The organism is Mitsuaria sp. TWR114, assembly GCF_007997345.1.
On record NZ_VOSR01000927.1, the window covers coordinates 1 to 13842 of the forward strand.

11 protein-coding genes and 1 pseudogene are annotated in these 13842 nt (G+C 69.1%); 5 read left to right on the plus strand and 7 right to left on the minus strand.

Annotated elements, in window-relative coordinates; all coding sequences use genetic code 11:
- The 6 genes and pseudogenes from FUT87_RS25885 to FUT87_RS25910 all read right to left on the minus strand — a co-directional run.
- Window positions 1-1920, minus strand: a pseudogene (locus FUT87_RS25885) (hybrid sensor histidine kinase/response regulator); the annotation flags it as partial.
- Between the two features lie 84 nt (window positions 1921-2004).
- Complete coding sequence (locus FUT87_RS25890) at window positions 2005-4269, minus strand: methyl-accepting chemotaxis protein (protein ID WP_091726960.1); 2265 nt, start codon at window positions 4267-4269, stop codon at window positions 2005-2007.
- A 61-nt stretch (window positions 4270-4330) separates the two neighbouring features.
- Window positions 4331-4849: a chemotaxis protein CheW gene (locus FUT87_RS25895; RefSeq protein ID WP_091726964.1), complete on the minus strand. Its 519-nt coding sequence runs from the start codon at window positions 4847-4849 to the stop codon at window positions 4331-4333.
- Between the two features lie 4 nt (window positions 4850-4853).
- A complete protein-coding gene (locus tag FUT87_RS25900) occupies window positions 4854-5219 on the minus strand; it encodes a response regulator transcription factor (RefSeq protein WP_088406380.1) in 366 nt (121 codons plus the stop codon).
- A gap of 123 nt (window positions 5220-5342) precedes the next feature.
- Window positions 5343-5738, minus strand: coding sequence for a PleD family two-component system response regulator (locus FUT87_RS25905; protein ID WP_091726969.1), 396 nt, complete (start codon window positions 5736-5738; stop codon window positions 5343-5345).
- Window positions 5739-5833: 95 nt separating this feature from the next.
- Window positions 5834-6025, minus strand: a complete 192-nt coding sequence (locus FUT87_RS25910; RefSeq protein ID WP_084452486.1) for a rubredoxin — start codon at window positions 6023-6025, stop codon at window positions 5834-5836.
- A gap of 133 nt (window positions 6026-6158) precedes the next feature.
- Between FUT87_RS25910 and FUT87_RS25915 the strand changes: the two genes are divergently transcribed.
- From FUT87_RS25915 to FUT87_RS25935, 5 genes are all read left to right on the plus strand, one after another.
- Complete coding sequence (locus FUT87_RS25915) at window positions 6159-7118, plus strand: hydroxymethylpyrimidine/phosphomethylpyrimidine kinase (protein WP_404932646.1); 960 nt, start codon at window positions 6159-6161, stop codon at window positions 7116-7118.
- Window positions 7119-7194: 76 nt separating this feature from the next.
- Window positions 7195-8481 (plus strand): glutamate-1-semialdehyde 2,1-aminomutase, encoded by a 1287-nt coding sequence (hemL, locus tag FUT87_RS25920; RefSeq protein ID WP_147240642.1) that lies wholly within the window; start codon window positions 7195-7197, stop codon window positions 8479-8481.
- Between the two features lie 122 nt (window positions 8482-8603).
- Entirely contained in the window at window positions 8604-9968 is a 1365-nt protein-coding gene (gene mpl, locus FUT87_RS25925) for a UDP-N-acetylmuramate:L-alanyl-gamma-D-glutamyl-meso-diaminopimelate ligase (protein WP_147240641.1), read from the plus strand.
- Between the two features lie 148 nt (window positions 9969-10116).
- Window positions 10117-11193 (plus strand): AI-2E family transporter, encoded by a 1077-nt coding sequence (locus FUT87_RS25930; RefSeq protein WP_147240640.1) that lies wholly within the window; start codon window positions 10117-10119, stop codon window positions 11191-11193.
- A 46-nt stretch (window positions 11194-11239) separates the two neighbouring features.
- The gene (locus tag FUT87_RS25935; RefSeq protein ID WP_147240639.1) at window positions 11240-11779 is read left to right on the plus strand and encodes a hypothetical protein; all 540 of its coding nucleotides are present in this window, start codon (window positions 11240-11242) and stop codon (window positions 11777-11779) included.
- A gap of 75 nt (window positions 11780-11854) precedes the next feature.
- On the opposite strand, the gene FUT87_RS25940 is transcribed toward FUT87_RS25935, so the two are convergent.
- The coding region (locus FUT87_RS25940) for a zinc-dependent metalloprotease (protein ID WP_147242846.1) at window positions 11855-13842 on the minus strand (1988 nt) is incomplete at its 5' end.

The window sequence follows — 13842 nt, forward strand, 5'->3', positions numbered from 1 at the left end:
GAGGTCGTCGGCGGCGCGGGCTTCGTGGGAGATGCGTTCCAGGTCGCGCGCCAGGTCCTCGGTCGAACGATCGCCCTGCGCGACCGCCTGGGCGGTCGCCTGGAGCTGGTCGATCAACTGCGGCTGGGCCGCGGCTTCGGCGGCGGCCAGTTCCTGCGCGTGGGCGCGCTGCTCGCTCTCGCGGCCGACCAGCGACTGCAGCAGCCCGGTGTCGTCCTCGAAGCGGAACATGCGCTTGGCCAGCTGCGGCTGGACGCTCAGCATGTCGATCAGGAAGCCCAGCGCGCCCAGGTTGTGGGCGAGCCGGTCGAATTGCGCGCGCGGTCCGGGCAGCGAGGGATCGACCTCGGTGTTGGCCAGTTCGTCGACCTGGTCGCGCATCTTCAGCGTGGCCTGCGCGGCCTGCGACAGGCCCAGCACGCTGAACACGCCGCGCATCGCCTGCAGCTGGCCCGGCACCGGGATCAGCAGGTCGCGCTTGGACGGGTCGCGGAAGTATTCGTCGCACTGGCGCTCGACCTCGGAGAGGCTGGCGCGCAGTTCATGGACGACGGAGCCGAGCGTCTGCCGGTCGGCGACGCGGCGGTACAGCTCCTCCATCCAGCTCTCGAGCGCCAGCGGCGCTTCGCCGTGGCCGACCGACTCGATGCGGCGGGCCAGGCTCTTGACGCGTTCGGCCTGCTCGGGCTGGTCGAAGGCCTCGTCCTCGAGGGCCGCTTCCAGGTAGAGCATGGACGTGGCGATCTCCATCGCCAGCGCCGGCTCGGGCGCGCGGCCCGAACGCAGCGTCGTGACGACGGCGCGGCGCAGCGTGTCGCCGAGCACCTCGCCGCTGGGGAACAGCTTCTGCAGCGATTCGGCGACATGGGCGAACTGCTCGTCCAGGCCGCCCAGGCGATGGGTCTCACCCTCGGCGGCGGAGGCCCAGGATTCCTTCGCGGCGGCGACGCGGCGCTTGGCGGCGGCGACCCAGTTCGGATCGATGCGGCCCAGCGTGTCGTCGCGGTAGTCGACCTGGTCGGCCTCGATCAGGCCGTAGGCCTGCTGGACCGCGGTCAGGCGCGGGGCGCTGCCCGGCTCGGCATGCTTGGCGGCGGCGCAGAAGAACAGCAGGTCCTTGGCCAGACGCTCGGACGGCGCGGCATCGCTGCCGGCGCGCAGCTGCGCCAGCAGGCGCGAGCCCAGGCGCTTGACCAGCGTGTCCACCGGCAGCAGCCCGCGCGACTGGGCCTCGAACTGGCCCGCGGCCAGCATCCAGAGCGTGCGCGCGTTCGGCTGCGTCTGCGTCAGCGCCAGGCCGGCGCACAGGTCGCTCAGCAGCTGGCCCTGGCCCGGCGCCGGGGCGCGCATCTGCTTGAGCAGCAGCGCCTCGAAGGGCGCGCGCATCTGCTCGGCGCTCAGCGCGCGGACGTTGCGGTCCAGCGGCAGTTCGCGCCAGCGGAATTCCTCGGTCCACAGGTCGGCCGGGTGGATGCGGCCCGCGCCGTTGAGTTCCTGCAGCGTCTGGTAGGCGGGGAACAGCGCCAGCGAGCTCGGCTGACCGCCGGCCAGCGTCTTGGCGATGAAGGCGAGCACCGCGAAGTCCGCGCGCTCGACCGCCTCGATCTCGGCGATGGTCACGCCGGCGGGGTTCTCCGCCAGGCGGAACAGCGTCGCCTCGGCGGCGCGCAGCAGGTGCGCGGCGGCCGGCAGGCTGACCACCGCCAGCACGCCGGCGGCCTGGTGCATCTGCTGGGCCGCGCCTTGCAGCGCCGGGCTGGGCTGGCCGTCGCCGCCCAGGGTCGTCGCTCGCGCATCGGCATCGCGCAGCACGCGGCGAAGGGCCTTGTGCACCGATTCCAGCGTGCGGCGCAGTTCCTCCTGGACCCAGGCCAAGGGGCTCAGGTCGGCGGGGAACTCGGATTCGCGCGTAAGGTCCATGCTCGCTCTTGTTCTCTCTTTTATGTCGACGCGGTGCGGGTCTCTATCCCTGTTCTACCGGGCGGGGCAGTCGGCCGATGCCGGTCAGGTCACCTTGAACCGGGCCACCGACTGCTTCAGCGCCTCGGCCGACCGCGACAGCTCATGCACCATCTGGGCGGTCGAACGCGTACCGTCGGAGGTCTGCTCGGTCACCGCGAAGATGTGCTGGATGTTGGCGCCGACCTCGTTGGCGGCGCGCGCTTCGTTCTGCGCGACCGTCGAGATCTGGCCGATCAGTTCGTCCAGGCGACGCGACACCGAGTCGATGTCTTCCAGCGCGCGGCCGGCCGCGTCGGACAGCTTCGTGCCCTCGACCACCCCCAGCGTGGAGCGCTCCATGGCGGCCACGGCGTCGTGGGTGTCGGTCTGAATGGTCTTGACCAGCGCCGCGATCCGGCGCGTCGCGTCGGCGGAGCGTTCCGCCAGCCGCTGCACTTCTTCCGCCACCACCGAGAAGCCGCGACCGGCTTCACCGGCGGACGCCGCCTGGATGGCCGCGTTCAGCGCCAGCACGTTGGTCTGTTCGGTAATGTCCGAGATCAGCTCGGTGATCTCGCCGATTTCCTGCGAGGACTCGCCCAGCCGCTTGATGCGCTTGGAGGTTTCCTGGATCTGGTCGCGGATCTGGTTCATACCGCCGATGTTGTTCTGCATCGCCTGCAGACCCTGCTCGGCGGCTTCCCGGGACTGGCGGGCCACGTCGGCGGTCTGTTGCGCCTGCGCGGACACGTCGTTGATCCGGTGCGCCATCTGCAGCACCGCCTCGCCGGTGGCGCGGATCTCGTGCAGCTGTTCGGTCGACGCGGCCAGCAGCTCGGTCGAGGTCTGGTCGACCTGCGCCGTCGTGTCCGTCACCCGGACCGCCGTCGTCTGCACCTGGTGCACCAGCGAGCGCAGTTCTTCCACGGTGTAGTTCACCGAGTCGGCGATCGCGCCCGTGATGTCCTCCGTCACCGTCGCCTGGTGCGTCAGGTCGCCTTCAGCGACGGTCTGCAGTTCGTTCATCAGTCGCAGAATGGCGGCCTGGTTGGCGTCGTTGACGCGCTTGGCTTCCTGCTCCTGCGCCTCGGCCTCGCGGCGCTGTTCTTCCGCCATCTGCGCTCGGCGCGCCTGGTCGGACACGTACAGCCGCAGGAAACCGACCGCGCCGATCACCAGCATCGCCAGCGAGGCCGCCATGGCCAGCAGCAGCAGCGGGTTCATGCCGCCGGCGGACTCCAGGCCCTGGCCCAGGTCGTCCAGGTCTTTGCGCAGCACTTCCGAGTCATTGAGGATGGCCGTCTGCGCTTCCCGCGCGGACACCAGGCCCTGCAGGTTGGACAGGATGGCCGTCGCCTGCGAGCGGGTCTGGTCGTACTGGGTCAGCAGCACCTTCAGGCGCTCACGCACCTGCGGGTCCTTGGCGCCGTTCAGGCGCAGTTCGGGGTTGCCGTTGAGCAGCGCCTGGGCGATCTCGCGGAACGCGTTCAGGTCCTTGCCCAGCAGGAACACGGCCTCGGGGCTCACGCCTTCCTGCGTCAGGAATTCGTTGGCGGACTTGCCGATCCGCTGCGTCAGCATCACCAGCTGGCCGACCGCGGCGACTTCACCGGTCGGGGCCGAGCTCTGCAGCGACAGCGAGGCCACCGCCTCGGCGCTTTCCAGCAGGTCAGACGACTGGCGGTTGATCGCGCGCAGCGCGGCGCCCACCTGCGTCAGCACCTTTTCCTGGGCCAGCATCACCTTGGTGTTCTTGTCGGCGCGCGCCACCATCGGGCTGATCTTCTCGAGCAGCGCATCGACCGAACCCGGCGCCTTGGCCAGTTCGCCGCTGCCGTCGCGCAGCGAGGTGGTCACGCTGGTCAGGATGTCGGCCGCTTCCTTCATTTCAGGGAAGGCGTTCTTGTTGCCCAGCAGCGCGGTCGAGACCGCCTTGGCCAGACGCTGCGACTGCGTCGCGGCCTGACCGGCGCCGCGCACCTGCGCCGCCGAGCGGTTGCCGTTGATCAGCGCCATCGAGACGGTGCCGGCGGTGAAGAGCACGCCCGCGGCCGTCAGCGCCGTCAGCAGGCCGGTGCGGCGCTGCTCGGGCTGCTTCAGGACCTCCGGCATCGGGGTCGGGCTTTCCGGGGCGGACGCCGAGGGCTGGTAGCCCGCGGACGTGTCCTGGAACTCCGGCGTGGGCTGCGCCGCGGTGATGATCGAAGGCTGGAAGTCCGTCGTGTCCTCCGGCGCCGACGAGCCCGACGCGTCGGTCCGCGGACCGTCGTCGAAGTCGTCGTTGCCCTCGTTCTTGCCCTTGTTCTTGATCTTGTCCAGGAAGCTCATCTCACCCTCGTTTGATCTCGTTCGTCGAATCGGCGCCTGTGACGGGACCGTCGTCTGGCTATCAGTTCAAAACAATGCGCAGGAATTGCGGATGCTGCGTCAGCGCATCCAGGTCCAGCACTTGCCAGCGCCGGCCCTGCCCGTCGCGCATGCGGGCAGGAGCGAAATCGGGATGGCCGGGCGCATCGGGCTCGGCCTGCAGTTGTTCGTCGCCGCGCAGCCCCAGCAGCTGGTCCACCAGCAGCGCGCAGTTGATGCCCAGGTCGGGATTGATCGACACCAGCCGGTGGGCCGACGTCATCGGGATCGGACCGCGCAGACCCAGGAAGGCCGCCAGGTCCACCACCGTGTGCAGCCCGCCGCGCAAGTTGGCCACACCCAGCATCCAAGGCTGCGTGTACGGCACCGCCTGAAGTGGGACTGGCGTGAAAATTTCGCCGGATTGCTTGAGCGGAAGCAGCAGGCCCAGGCCGGCGCACTCGACCGCCAGCCAGTTCGCGGCCTGGGGCGCCTCGCGCGCCGCCTGCATGCGCTGCGCCAGCCGTTGTTGAAGTTCGCGCAGCGCTTGCTTGTTGGCCATGGTGTCAGCCCAGCGCCTTGATCTTGGCCAGCAGCTCGTCCGCCTTGACCGGCTTGACGACGTAGTCACGCGCGCCCTGGCGCATGCCCCAGACCTTGTCGGTCTCCTGGTTCTTGCTGGTGCACATGATCACCGGCACGTCGGCGTAGCGCTCGTCGCGGGTGATGGCGCGGGTCAGCTGGAAACCGTTCTGGCCGGGCATCACCACGTCCATGAGGATCAGGTCGGGCTTTTCCTCGGCCAGGCGCTTCATCGCCTCCTCGCCGTTCTCGGCGGTGCGGACGGTGAAGCCGCGCTTGGTCAGCAGGTCGCTCAGCGCGTGCAGTTCGGTCTTCGAATCGTCGACCAGCAGGATCTTGTGGATGGGCATGGGATCTCCCTCTCTCTCGGCTCGCGTCGATTCGCGTCGGGCAGTGCGTCGGTCGAGCCTGGGGTGAGCGTCGTTGGATGTCGGTGGAATGGGTCGTGGAATGCGGGGGCGCCGTCCGGCCGGTCAGCCCGCCCGGCAGTGCTGTTGCACCGCCTGCAGCAGCTGGTCCTTCGTGAAGGGCTTCGTCAGGTAGTCCTGCGAGCCCACCATGCGGCCTCGCGCCTTGTCGAACAGGCCGTCCTTGGACGACAGCATGATCACCGGCACCGACGCGAACTGCGGATTGCGCTTGATGATGGCGCAGGTCTGGTAGCCATCCAGGCGCGGCATCAGGATGTCGCAGAACACGAGGTCGGGCTGGTAATCGCTCAGCTTGGCCAGCGCATCGAAGCCGTCCTCGGCCAGCACGACTTCGTGCCCGCCCTGTTTCAGGAAGATCTCGGCGCTGCGGCGGATCGTGTTGCTGTCGTCGATGACCAGCACCTTGGTCGCCGTGCGGGGGCTTGCGCTGGAATCCAAGCTCTTCTCCGTATTGTTCAGACGATGGTTGTCAGGGAAATTTCAGGCGCGCGACAGGCGCGACCGGATGGCTTCATCGAAGGGCGATGCGCGGGTCAGATCTGGACCATTTCGAAGTCCTCCTTGCGGGCACCGCATTCGGGACAGGTCCAGTTCATGTCGACATCCTCCCAGCGCGTGCCGGCGGCGATGCCGTGCTCAGGGTCGCCCGCGGCCTCGTCGTAGATCCAGCCGCAGATCAGGCACATCCAGGTCCTTGCTTCGCTCACGATGGGTTGACTTTGCATCACTACAATGATCGAAAGATTGTAGCCACGCCCCCGGGCTGACCCGGGGGGCGGAAGTACCGATGAAACAACAGTCGATAGCGGTCCTTCTTCACGTTATGCGCATCAGTTCACGGCTTCGCGCCAACCATCCATGAGCCGCCCAGACCCGCACCAACCAGACCCCCAGGACGCCGCCGCGATCGATGACCAGGACTCGCCGCCGCCGGCCTGCGTGATGAGCTTCAATGCGTCGGACCCCAGCGGCGCGGGCGGCAGCGCCGGCGACGTGGCGACGATCGCCGCCATGGGCGCGCATGCGCTGCCGGTGGTGACCGCCATCGTGATGCGCGACACGGCCGAGGTCTTCGACCACCAGACGCTGGACGGCGACTGCATCGTCGAGCAGGCCCGCTCGATCCTCGAGGACGTGCCGGTCGCCGCCTGGAAGGTCGGCTTCCTGGGCAGCGCCGAGGGCGTCTCCTCGGTCGCCGAGGTCCTCTCCGACTACCCCGACGTGCCCCTGGTGGCCTATCTGCCGAGCATCTCCTGGCTCGACGAGGAGCAGCAGCAGAGCTACCTGGACGCGTTCCGCGAGCTGGTGCTGCCGCAGACGCTGGTGCTGGTGGGCAACCAGAAGACGCTGATCGACTGCCTGTTGCCGGACTGGGACGCGGACCGCCCGGCCTCGCCGCGCGAGCTGGCGGTCGCGGCGCAGCAGCACGGCGCCGCGCATGTGCTGGTGACCGGCATCCAGCTGCCCAACCAGTACATCGACAACGTCCTGGCGAATTCCCAGGGCGCGATCACCGGCGAGAAATTCGAGCGTTTCGAGGCCAGCTTCGTCGGCGCCGGAGACACGCTGTCGGCCGCGCTGGCCGCCCTGCTGTCGGTCGGCTCGGAGCCGCACGACGCGGTGGGCGAGGCGCTCGCCTTCCTCGACCAGTCGCTGGAGGCGGGCTTCCGCCCCGGCATGGGCAACGTGGTGCCCGACCGCTTCTTCTGGGCGCTGCCACCCGGCGAGGAGGGCGAGGAAGGCGCCGAGACCGTGCCCGCCACCGACGAGATGACGATCGACGAGCCGCCCAGCCGCGGCCCCCGCCGGATCCATTGAGTCCCCCGAGGGCGCCCGCGCGGCGCCCTCCGTCTTTTCCTGCATTGATGCGCCTCAGCAGTACCGGAATTCCGATATGAGCCAGAACGAGACCCTGTTCGCCCGCGCCCAGCGCGTCATTCCCGGCGGGGTGAACTCGCCGGTGCGCGCCTTCCGCGCGGTCGGCGGCACGCCGCGCTTCATCACCCGCGGCAAAGGCGCCCACATCGTGGACGCCGATGGCAGGCGTTACATCGACTACATCGGCTCCTGGGGCCCGATGATCCTGGGCCATGGCCATCCAGCGGTCGTCGAGGCGGTCCAGAAGGCCGTGCTGGAGGGCTTCTCCTTCGGCGCGCCGACCGAGCGCGAGGTCGAGCTGGCCGAGGAGATCCTGGCGCTGGTGCCCAGCTGCGAGCAGATCCGGCTGGTGAGCTCGGGCACCGAGGCAACGATGAGCGCCATCCGACTGGCGCGCGGCGCGACGCAGCGCAGCAAGTTCATCAAGTTCGAGGGTTGCTACCACGGCCACACCGACGCGCTGCTGGTGAAGGCGGGCTCCGGCCTGGCGACCTTCGGCCATCCGACCTCGGCCGGCGTGCCCGAGGCCACGGCGCAGCACACCATCGTGCTGGAATACAACAACGTCGCGCAACTCGAGGAAGCGTTCGCGCTGCACGGCGCGGAGCTGGCCTGCGTGATCGTCGAGCCGATCGCCGGCAACATGAATTTCGTGCGCGCCAGCGTGCCCTTCATGACCCGGATGCGCGAGCTGTGCCGCCAGCACGGCGCCCTGCTGGTGCTGGACGAGGTGATGACCGGCTTCCGCGTCGGGCTGCGCAGCGCGCAGGGCGTCTATGCCGACCTGATCCCCGGCTTCGTGCCCGACATCAGCGTGTTCGGCAAGGTGATCGGCGGCGGCATGCCGCTGGCGGCCTTCGGCGCGAGCCGCGAGATCATGCGACACCTGGCCCCGCTGGGCGGCGTGTACCAGGCGGGCACGCTGTCGGGCAACCCGGTGGCCACGGCCTGCGGCCTGGCGACGCTCCGCGAGATCAAGAAGCCCGGTTTCTTCGAGGCCCTGTCGACGCGCACGCGCCGGCTGGTGGACGGCCTGAAGGCGGTGGCGGCCGAGAACGGCGTGCCCTTCAGCGCCGACAGCGAAGGCGGCATGTTCGGCTTCTTCCTGCTCGGGGAGCTGCCGCAGAACTACACGACCGTGATGACGACGGACAAGGAGCGCTTCAACCGCTTCTTCCACGCGATGCTGGACGCCGGCGTGTATCTGGCGCCGGCGCTGTACGAAGCCGGTTTCGTGTCCGCCGCGCACACCGACGCGGACATCGATGCGACGCTGGAGGCCGCCCGCCGCTCACTGCGTTGAAGGGCGGCGATGCCCCGGTGAGGCCGGCGTGGCAATTCCCGGGCCCGGTTTGTCGCACTCTTTTCAATCCGCGACAGGCATTACGCTTGCTTACCGGTTGGTACAGCAGCTGAGAGACAGACATGCATATCCACATCCTGGGCATCTGCGGCACCTTCATGGGCGGCCTGGCGGCGCTCGCGCGCGAGGCGGGCCATACGGTGACCGGCTGCGACGCCAATGTCTATCCGCCGATGTCGACGCAGCTGGAAGCCTTGGGCATCGAGCTGATCCAGGGCTTCGGCGCGGAGCAACTGGCGCTCAAGCCGGACCTGTTCGTCATCGGCAACGTGGTGACGCGCTCCTCCGAGGGGCGCTTCCCGCTGATGGAGGCCATCCTCGATGCCGGGCTGCCCTACACCAGCGGTCCGCAGTGGCTGGCCGAGCACGTGCTGCAAGGCAAGCATGTGATGGCGGTGGCCGGGACGCACGGCAAGACGTCCACGACCTCGATGCTGGCCTGGATCCTGGAATCCGCGGGCCTGGCGCCCGGCTTCCTGATCGGCGGCGTGCCGCAGAATTTCGGCGTGTCAGCTCGCCTGGGGGGCGGGAAATACTTCGTCATCGAGGCCGACGAATACGACACCGCCTTCTTCGACAAGCGCAGCAAGTTCGTCCACTACCGGCCGCGCACGGCGATCCTGAACAACCTCGAGCACGACCACGCGGACATCTTCCCGGACCTGGCCGCCATCGAGACCCAGTTCCACCACCTGGTGCGCACGGTGCCGCCGTCGGGCCGGCTGGTGGTGAACGCGCGCGAGGACGCGCTGCAGCGGGTGCTGTCGCGCGGCTGCTGGAGCGAGGTCCAGCGCTTCGGCGCGCGCAAGGAGGAACCCGGCGCGCTGCGCGCCCGCGGCGAGCCGCAGTCCTTCGACGTGCTGCGCAGCAGCCTGAAGGTGGGCCACGTCACCTGGGAGCTGCTGGGCGAGCACAACCAGCTCAACGCCCTGGCGGCGATCGCCGCGGCGGAGCATGTCGGCGTCGATCCCGAGCGGGCCGCCGAGGCGCTGGGCGGTTTCAGGAACGTGCGGCGCCGGCTGGAGCTGCGCGGCGAAGCCGGCGGGGTGAAGGTCTACGACGACTTCGCGCACCATCCGACGGCGATCCACACCACCATTGACGGCCTGCGCCGGCGCATCGCACCGCAGGAGCGCATCCTGGCGGTCTTCGAGCCGCGCTCCAACACGATGAAGCTGGGCACGATGAAGGCGCAGCTGCCCTGGGCGCTGGAGGAAGCGGACCTGAGCTTCTGCAACCAGGACGGCCTGAGCTGGGACGCGCGCGAGGCGCTGGCGCCGCTGGGCGAGCAGGGCCTGGTGGGCGCGGACGTCGAGGAACTGGTGGCGATGGTCCGGCGCGCGGCGCGGCCCGGCGACCATGTGCTGTGCATGAGCAACGGCGGCTTCGGGAGCATCCACGAAAAGCTGCTGGACGCGCTGAAGTAAACCGGCGATCCTGCGCCGCGCGCGGCGACGCGCGCCCTGGCGAGCGATCGACAACGGTTCGACCCGCCGCCGATCCCGGGGTCCGGAGCGGATCCCGATCGACCGACAGTCCCGATTGACCTCAATTCACGCGAGGAGCGACGACACGATGAGTGGTCCTGGCAAGCTGGTGCCCGCGCTGCAGAACCGATCCTTCCTGTGCCTGCTGGCGCTGGTGACGGTGGCGTTCGGCTGGATCCTGTGGCCGATGCTGAGCGCGCTGCTGTGGGGGGTGGCGCTGGCCATCGTGTTCCAGCCGCTCTATCGCAGGTTGCTGCGCAAGACGCGCCGGCCGGGGCTGTCCTCGGGGCTGACCATCCTGGTGATCCTGCTGCTGGTGGTGCTGCCGCTGACCTACGTGATGGGCGCGCTGGTGCGCGAGGCGGCGGTGGTCTTCGAGATGGTCAAGTCGGGCCAGTTCAACTTCAACACCTACGTGGCGCAGATCTACGCGGCGCTGCCGTCGTGGCTGCTGGACGTGCTGGAACGGCTGGGGCTGCACGACCTGGCCAACCTGCAGGAGAAGCTGGGCAGCGCGCTGAACCAGGGCAGCCAGTTCATGGCGACCAAGGCGCTGGGTTTCGGCCAGGACACCTTCGACTTCCTGGTGAGCTTCTTCGTGATGCTCTACCTGCTCTATTTCCTGCTGCGCGACGGCGAGCAGCTGTCGGCGCGCATCCGCGACGCGCTGCCGCTGCAGGACTCCTACAAGCGCCAGCTCGGCGAGAAGTTCCGGACGGTGATCCGCGCGACGGTCAAGGGCAACATCGCGGTCGCGGCGCTGCAGGGCGCGCTGGGCGGTTTCGCGTTCTGGGCGCTGGGCATCCACGCGCCGGTGCTCTGGGCGGTGCTGATGGCCTTCCTGTCGCTGCTGCCGGCGGTGGGGGCGGCGCTGGTGTGGGCGCCGGTGGCGATCTACCTGCTGGCGACCGGCCACATCGCGTCGGGGGTCGGCCTGCTGCTGTTCGGCACCATCGTGATCGGCCTGGTGGACAACCTGCTGCGGCCGCTGCTGGTGGGCAAGGACACGAAGATGCCGGACTACGTCGTGCTGCTGTCGACGCTGGGCGGCATGGCGGTGTTCGGCATCAACGGCTTCGTCATCGGCCCGCTGATCGCGGCGATGTTCATCGCGGTCTGGGACATCGTCGCGGCGGAGCGGCGGTATCCGGTCGGGGATCATTGACCGGGCTTCACGGCCAGGGCCGACCAAACCGAGCCCCTCGATGTCGATGACCGCTGACATCTCCGCGCTCGCCCTCACCCTCGCCCTCTCCCTGAGCGCATCGGCATGTGCCGCGACCGCGGGGGCGGACTTCGCGATCGTCAAGCTGGACGGATCTGGCGAGGCGCTGCTGGTCGCGGCCTCACCGATCGCTCCGGGCGCGACCGTCGCATTGGAGTACCCCGGTGCGGATCAACGTCCACGCTGCTGCCACCGCTTGCGCGCAGCGGAGCTCGTGGCGGTCGATTCGGCCGAGGTGCTCGCTTCGGACGAGCTTTTCGCGACCGCGCCCCGCGTCTACAAGGCCAAGGTCCCCTCGGCATGGGCCGACATGCCCTTCATCGGGATGGCCGCAGTCGGCTCGGACATCCGCCCGCAATCGCGCGCGGGACGGTTCGAGCTGACCGACAGCCGCGGCGCCACGCGCGCTGCCAGCTTGTGCACGAGCGCCGAGGGCGTGCATCTCATGGAAACCGAGCAAGGCCGATTGCGAACGCATCTCTACCTGTCGCTGGGCTACGAGATTGAATCGCCCACCTGCCGGTGAGGAAGAATGAAAAAGGCCGGCTTTCGCCGGCCTCCGCGCTGATGGACAGGCGCGGTCGATAGACCGCGCCGGCGCTCAGGTGCGCACCATCGTCGCCTTCAGCACCGTGCTGAGGAAGTCCAGGCTCTCGGCCAGGTGGGCGCGGGTCTCCAGCGAGCCCTTGCCCTGCGCCGCGCGCAGCTCGCTCTGCAGCTGCACCGCGTGCAGGCGCAGCACCGCGTAGGCATCGGCGAACTGGCCCGAGGCCGCGCCGCTCTTCGTCAGGTTGGCCTGGATGCGGCGCAGGTACTCGCGCTGCAGGTTGCGGCGCAGCGGGTCGATGTCGCCGCCGGTCTTGAGCTCGCTCCAGATCGAGGACTGCAACGTGCCGTAGACCTCGCCGATCGAGATCAGCCCCTTGCGCTGCGACACCGGCACGTAGGCCGGCAGCTCCATCAGGCGGATCGCCGTCTGCGCCTGCAGCAGGCGGTCCAGCGAACCCAGCTGCACGCGCGCCACCGCCGCCGGGATGTTGACGAAGCCCGCCCGGTTGAACTCGACGTAGTCCGTCGTGATCGAGGTCAGGAACTCCGGCTTGAAGCGGAAGCTGTCGGCGCTGAAGATGCCCTGCGCCAGGAAGCGCAGCGCCTCGCGCTGCTTGGCCGGATCGACCGGACGCATCGCCGCGACCGAAGCCCCCGGCACGTCGCGGTGCGTGTACATGCCGCCCACGTACTTGCCCACCAGGTCCGACGCGCGCGCCAGCTGGCTGAAGCCGTTGGCCAGCTGACGGCGCTGGCGCAGCGGATCATCGGTCGCCTCCGGCGTGCGGTTCTGCACCCGGGCCCACAGCTCCTGCGTCAGCTTCAGCCGCTTGCGGAAGTAGGCCATCGGGTCGTCGCCGAGGTCGAAGCGGTTGATCGTCGGATCCATGCCGTCGAACGGGCCGAAGCCGCCGGCATCGGTGTCGTCCGCGTAGGCGTGGCCAGGCTGCGTGTTCTGCGAGGCGATGCGCTTGAGCTCGCTCTCCTCCTGCTCCTTGGGCACCTGCTTGTAGGCGTACTCGATCGCCCAGTAGTCGTAGGCGCCCAGCGTCGTGTTGTTGTACGTGGTGGGCGCCTCGCCCTGCAGCGGGATGTTGTAGGCGTTGTAGTCCATGACCGAGGCCGACAGCCCGTGCGCATCGGTCCAGGCCTTGTCCTTGAGCTGCGCCTGCGTCACCTGCGTCGAGGCCTTGAAGTTGTGCTTCAGGCCGAGCGTGTGACCCACCTCATGCATGATCACGTCCTTGATCCGCGCCTGGATGAAGGCGTCGGCCTCGGGGCTGTCGGGCGCGATGTCGCCGCGCGCTTCCAGCACGTCCAGCGCGAAGTCCATCTCGGCCGCGGCGTCGTGCGCGTAGGTGCAGTAGGTCGCGTTGCGGCCTTCGCGCCAGCCGTGGTTCAGCGCGGCCAGCGCCTGCGCTTCCTCGGCCAGCGTCGACACCGGCGCACCGGCCAGGCCGCGCGGCGCGTCCTCGCTGATGAAGGCCCGGCCGCCACGGGCGAAGACGTCGCTCATGCCGATGTCGGCGTCCAGGATCTCGCCGGTGCGCGGATCGACATGGCTCGGCCCGATGGCGAAGCCCACGTCCGAGCCGACGAACCAGCGGATCGACGCATGCGAGGCGTCCATGTTGTCCCAGTCCGCGTCATCGGGCTGCTGCTTGGCCACGACCGCGTCCTTGAAGCCGATCTTCTCGAAGGCCTTGTTCCATTCCAGGATGCCGGCCTCGACCGCCGCGCGGTACTTCGGCGGGATGTTCTTGTCCATCCAGTAGGTGATCGGCTCCACCGGCTCGGACAGCGCGGCCGCCGGGTCCTTCTTCTCCAGGCGCCAGCGGTTGATGTAGTGCACGCGCGGGTTGGCCTTGAGGTCGTCGCTCAGGTCGGTGAAGGTCTCGGTGAAGTGACCCAGCCGGCCGTCGGCGCGACGCGGCGACATCTTCTCCTCCGGCAGCGCGCGGAAGTTGTAGACAAAGCCCATGAACATCGAGCGCGGATCCGGCGTCGCCTGCGGCGGCGTCGGCACCGGCACCGGCGGGG

Bases quoted from the DNA above. Each gene is read 5' to 3' on its own strand.
- FUT87_RS25890 (WP_091726960.1), bottom strand. From the start codon at position 4,269: ATGAGCTTCCTGGACAAGATCAAGAACAAGGGCAAGAACGAGGGCAAC.
- FUT87_RS25895 (WP_091726964.1), bottom strand. From the start codon at position 4,849: ATGGCCAACAAGCAAGCGCTGCGCGAACTTCAACAACGGCTGGCGCAG.
- FUT87_RS25900 (WP_088406380.1), bottom strand. From the start codon at position 5,219: ATGCCCATCCACAAGATCCTGCTGGTCGACGATTCGAAGACCGAACTG.
- FUT87_RS25910 (WP_084452486.1), bottom strand. From the start codon at position 6,025: ATGCAAAGTCAACCCATCGTGAGCGAAGCAAGGACCTGGATGTGCCTG.
- FUT87_RS25915 (WP_404932646.1), top strand. From the start codon at position 6,159: ATGAGCCGCCCAGACCCGCACCAACCAGACCCCCAGGACGCCGCCGCG.
- hemL (WP_147240642.1), top strand. From the start codon at position 7,195: ATGAGCCAGAACGAGACCCTGTTCGCCCGCGCCCAGCGCGTCATTCCC.
- mpl (WP_147240641.1), top strand. From the start codon at position 8,604: ATGCATATCCACATCCTGGGCATCTGCGGCACCTTCATGGGCGGCCTG.
- FUT87_RS25930 (WP_147240640.1), top strand. From the start codon at position 10,117: ATGAGTGGTCCTGGCAAGCTGGTGCCCGCGCTGCAGAACCGATCCTTC.
- FUT87_RS25935 (WP_147240639.1), top strand. From the start codon at position 11,240: ATGACCGCTGACATCTCCGCGCTCGCCCTCACCCTCGCCCTCTCCCTG.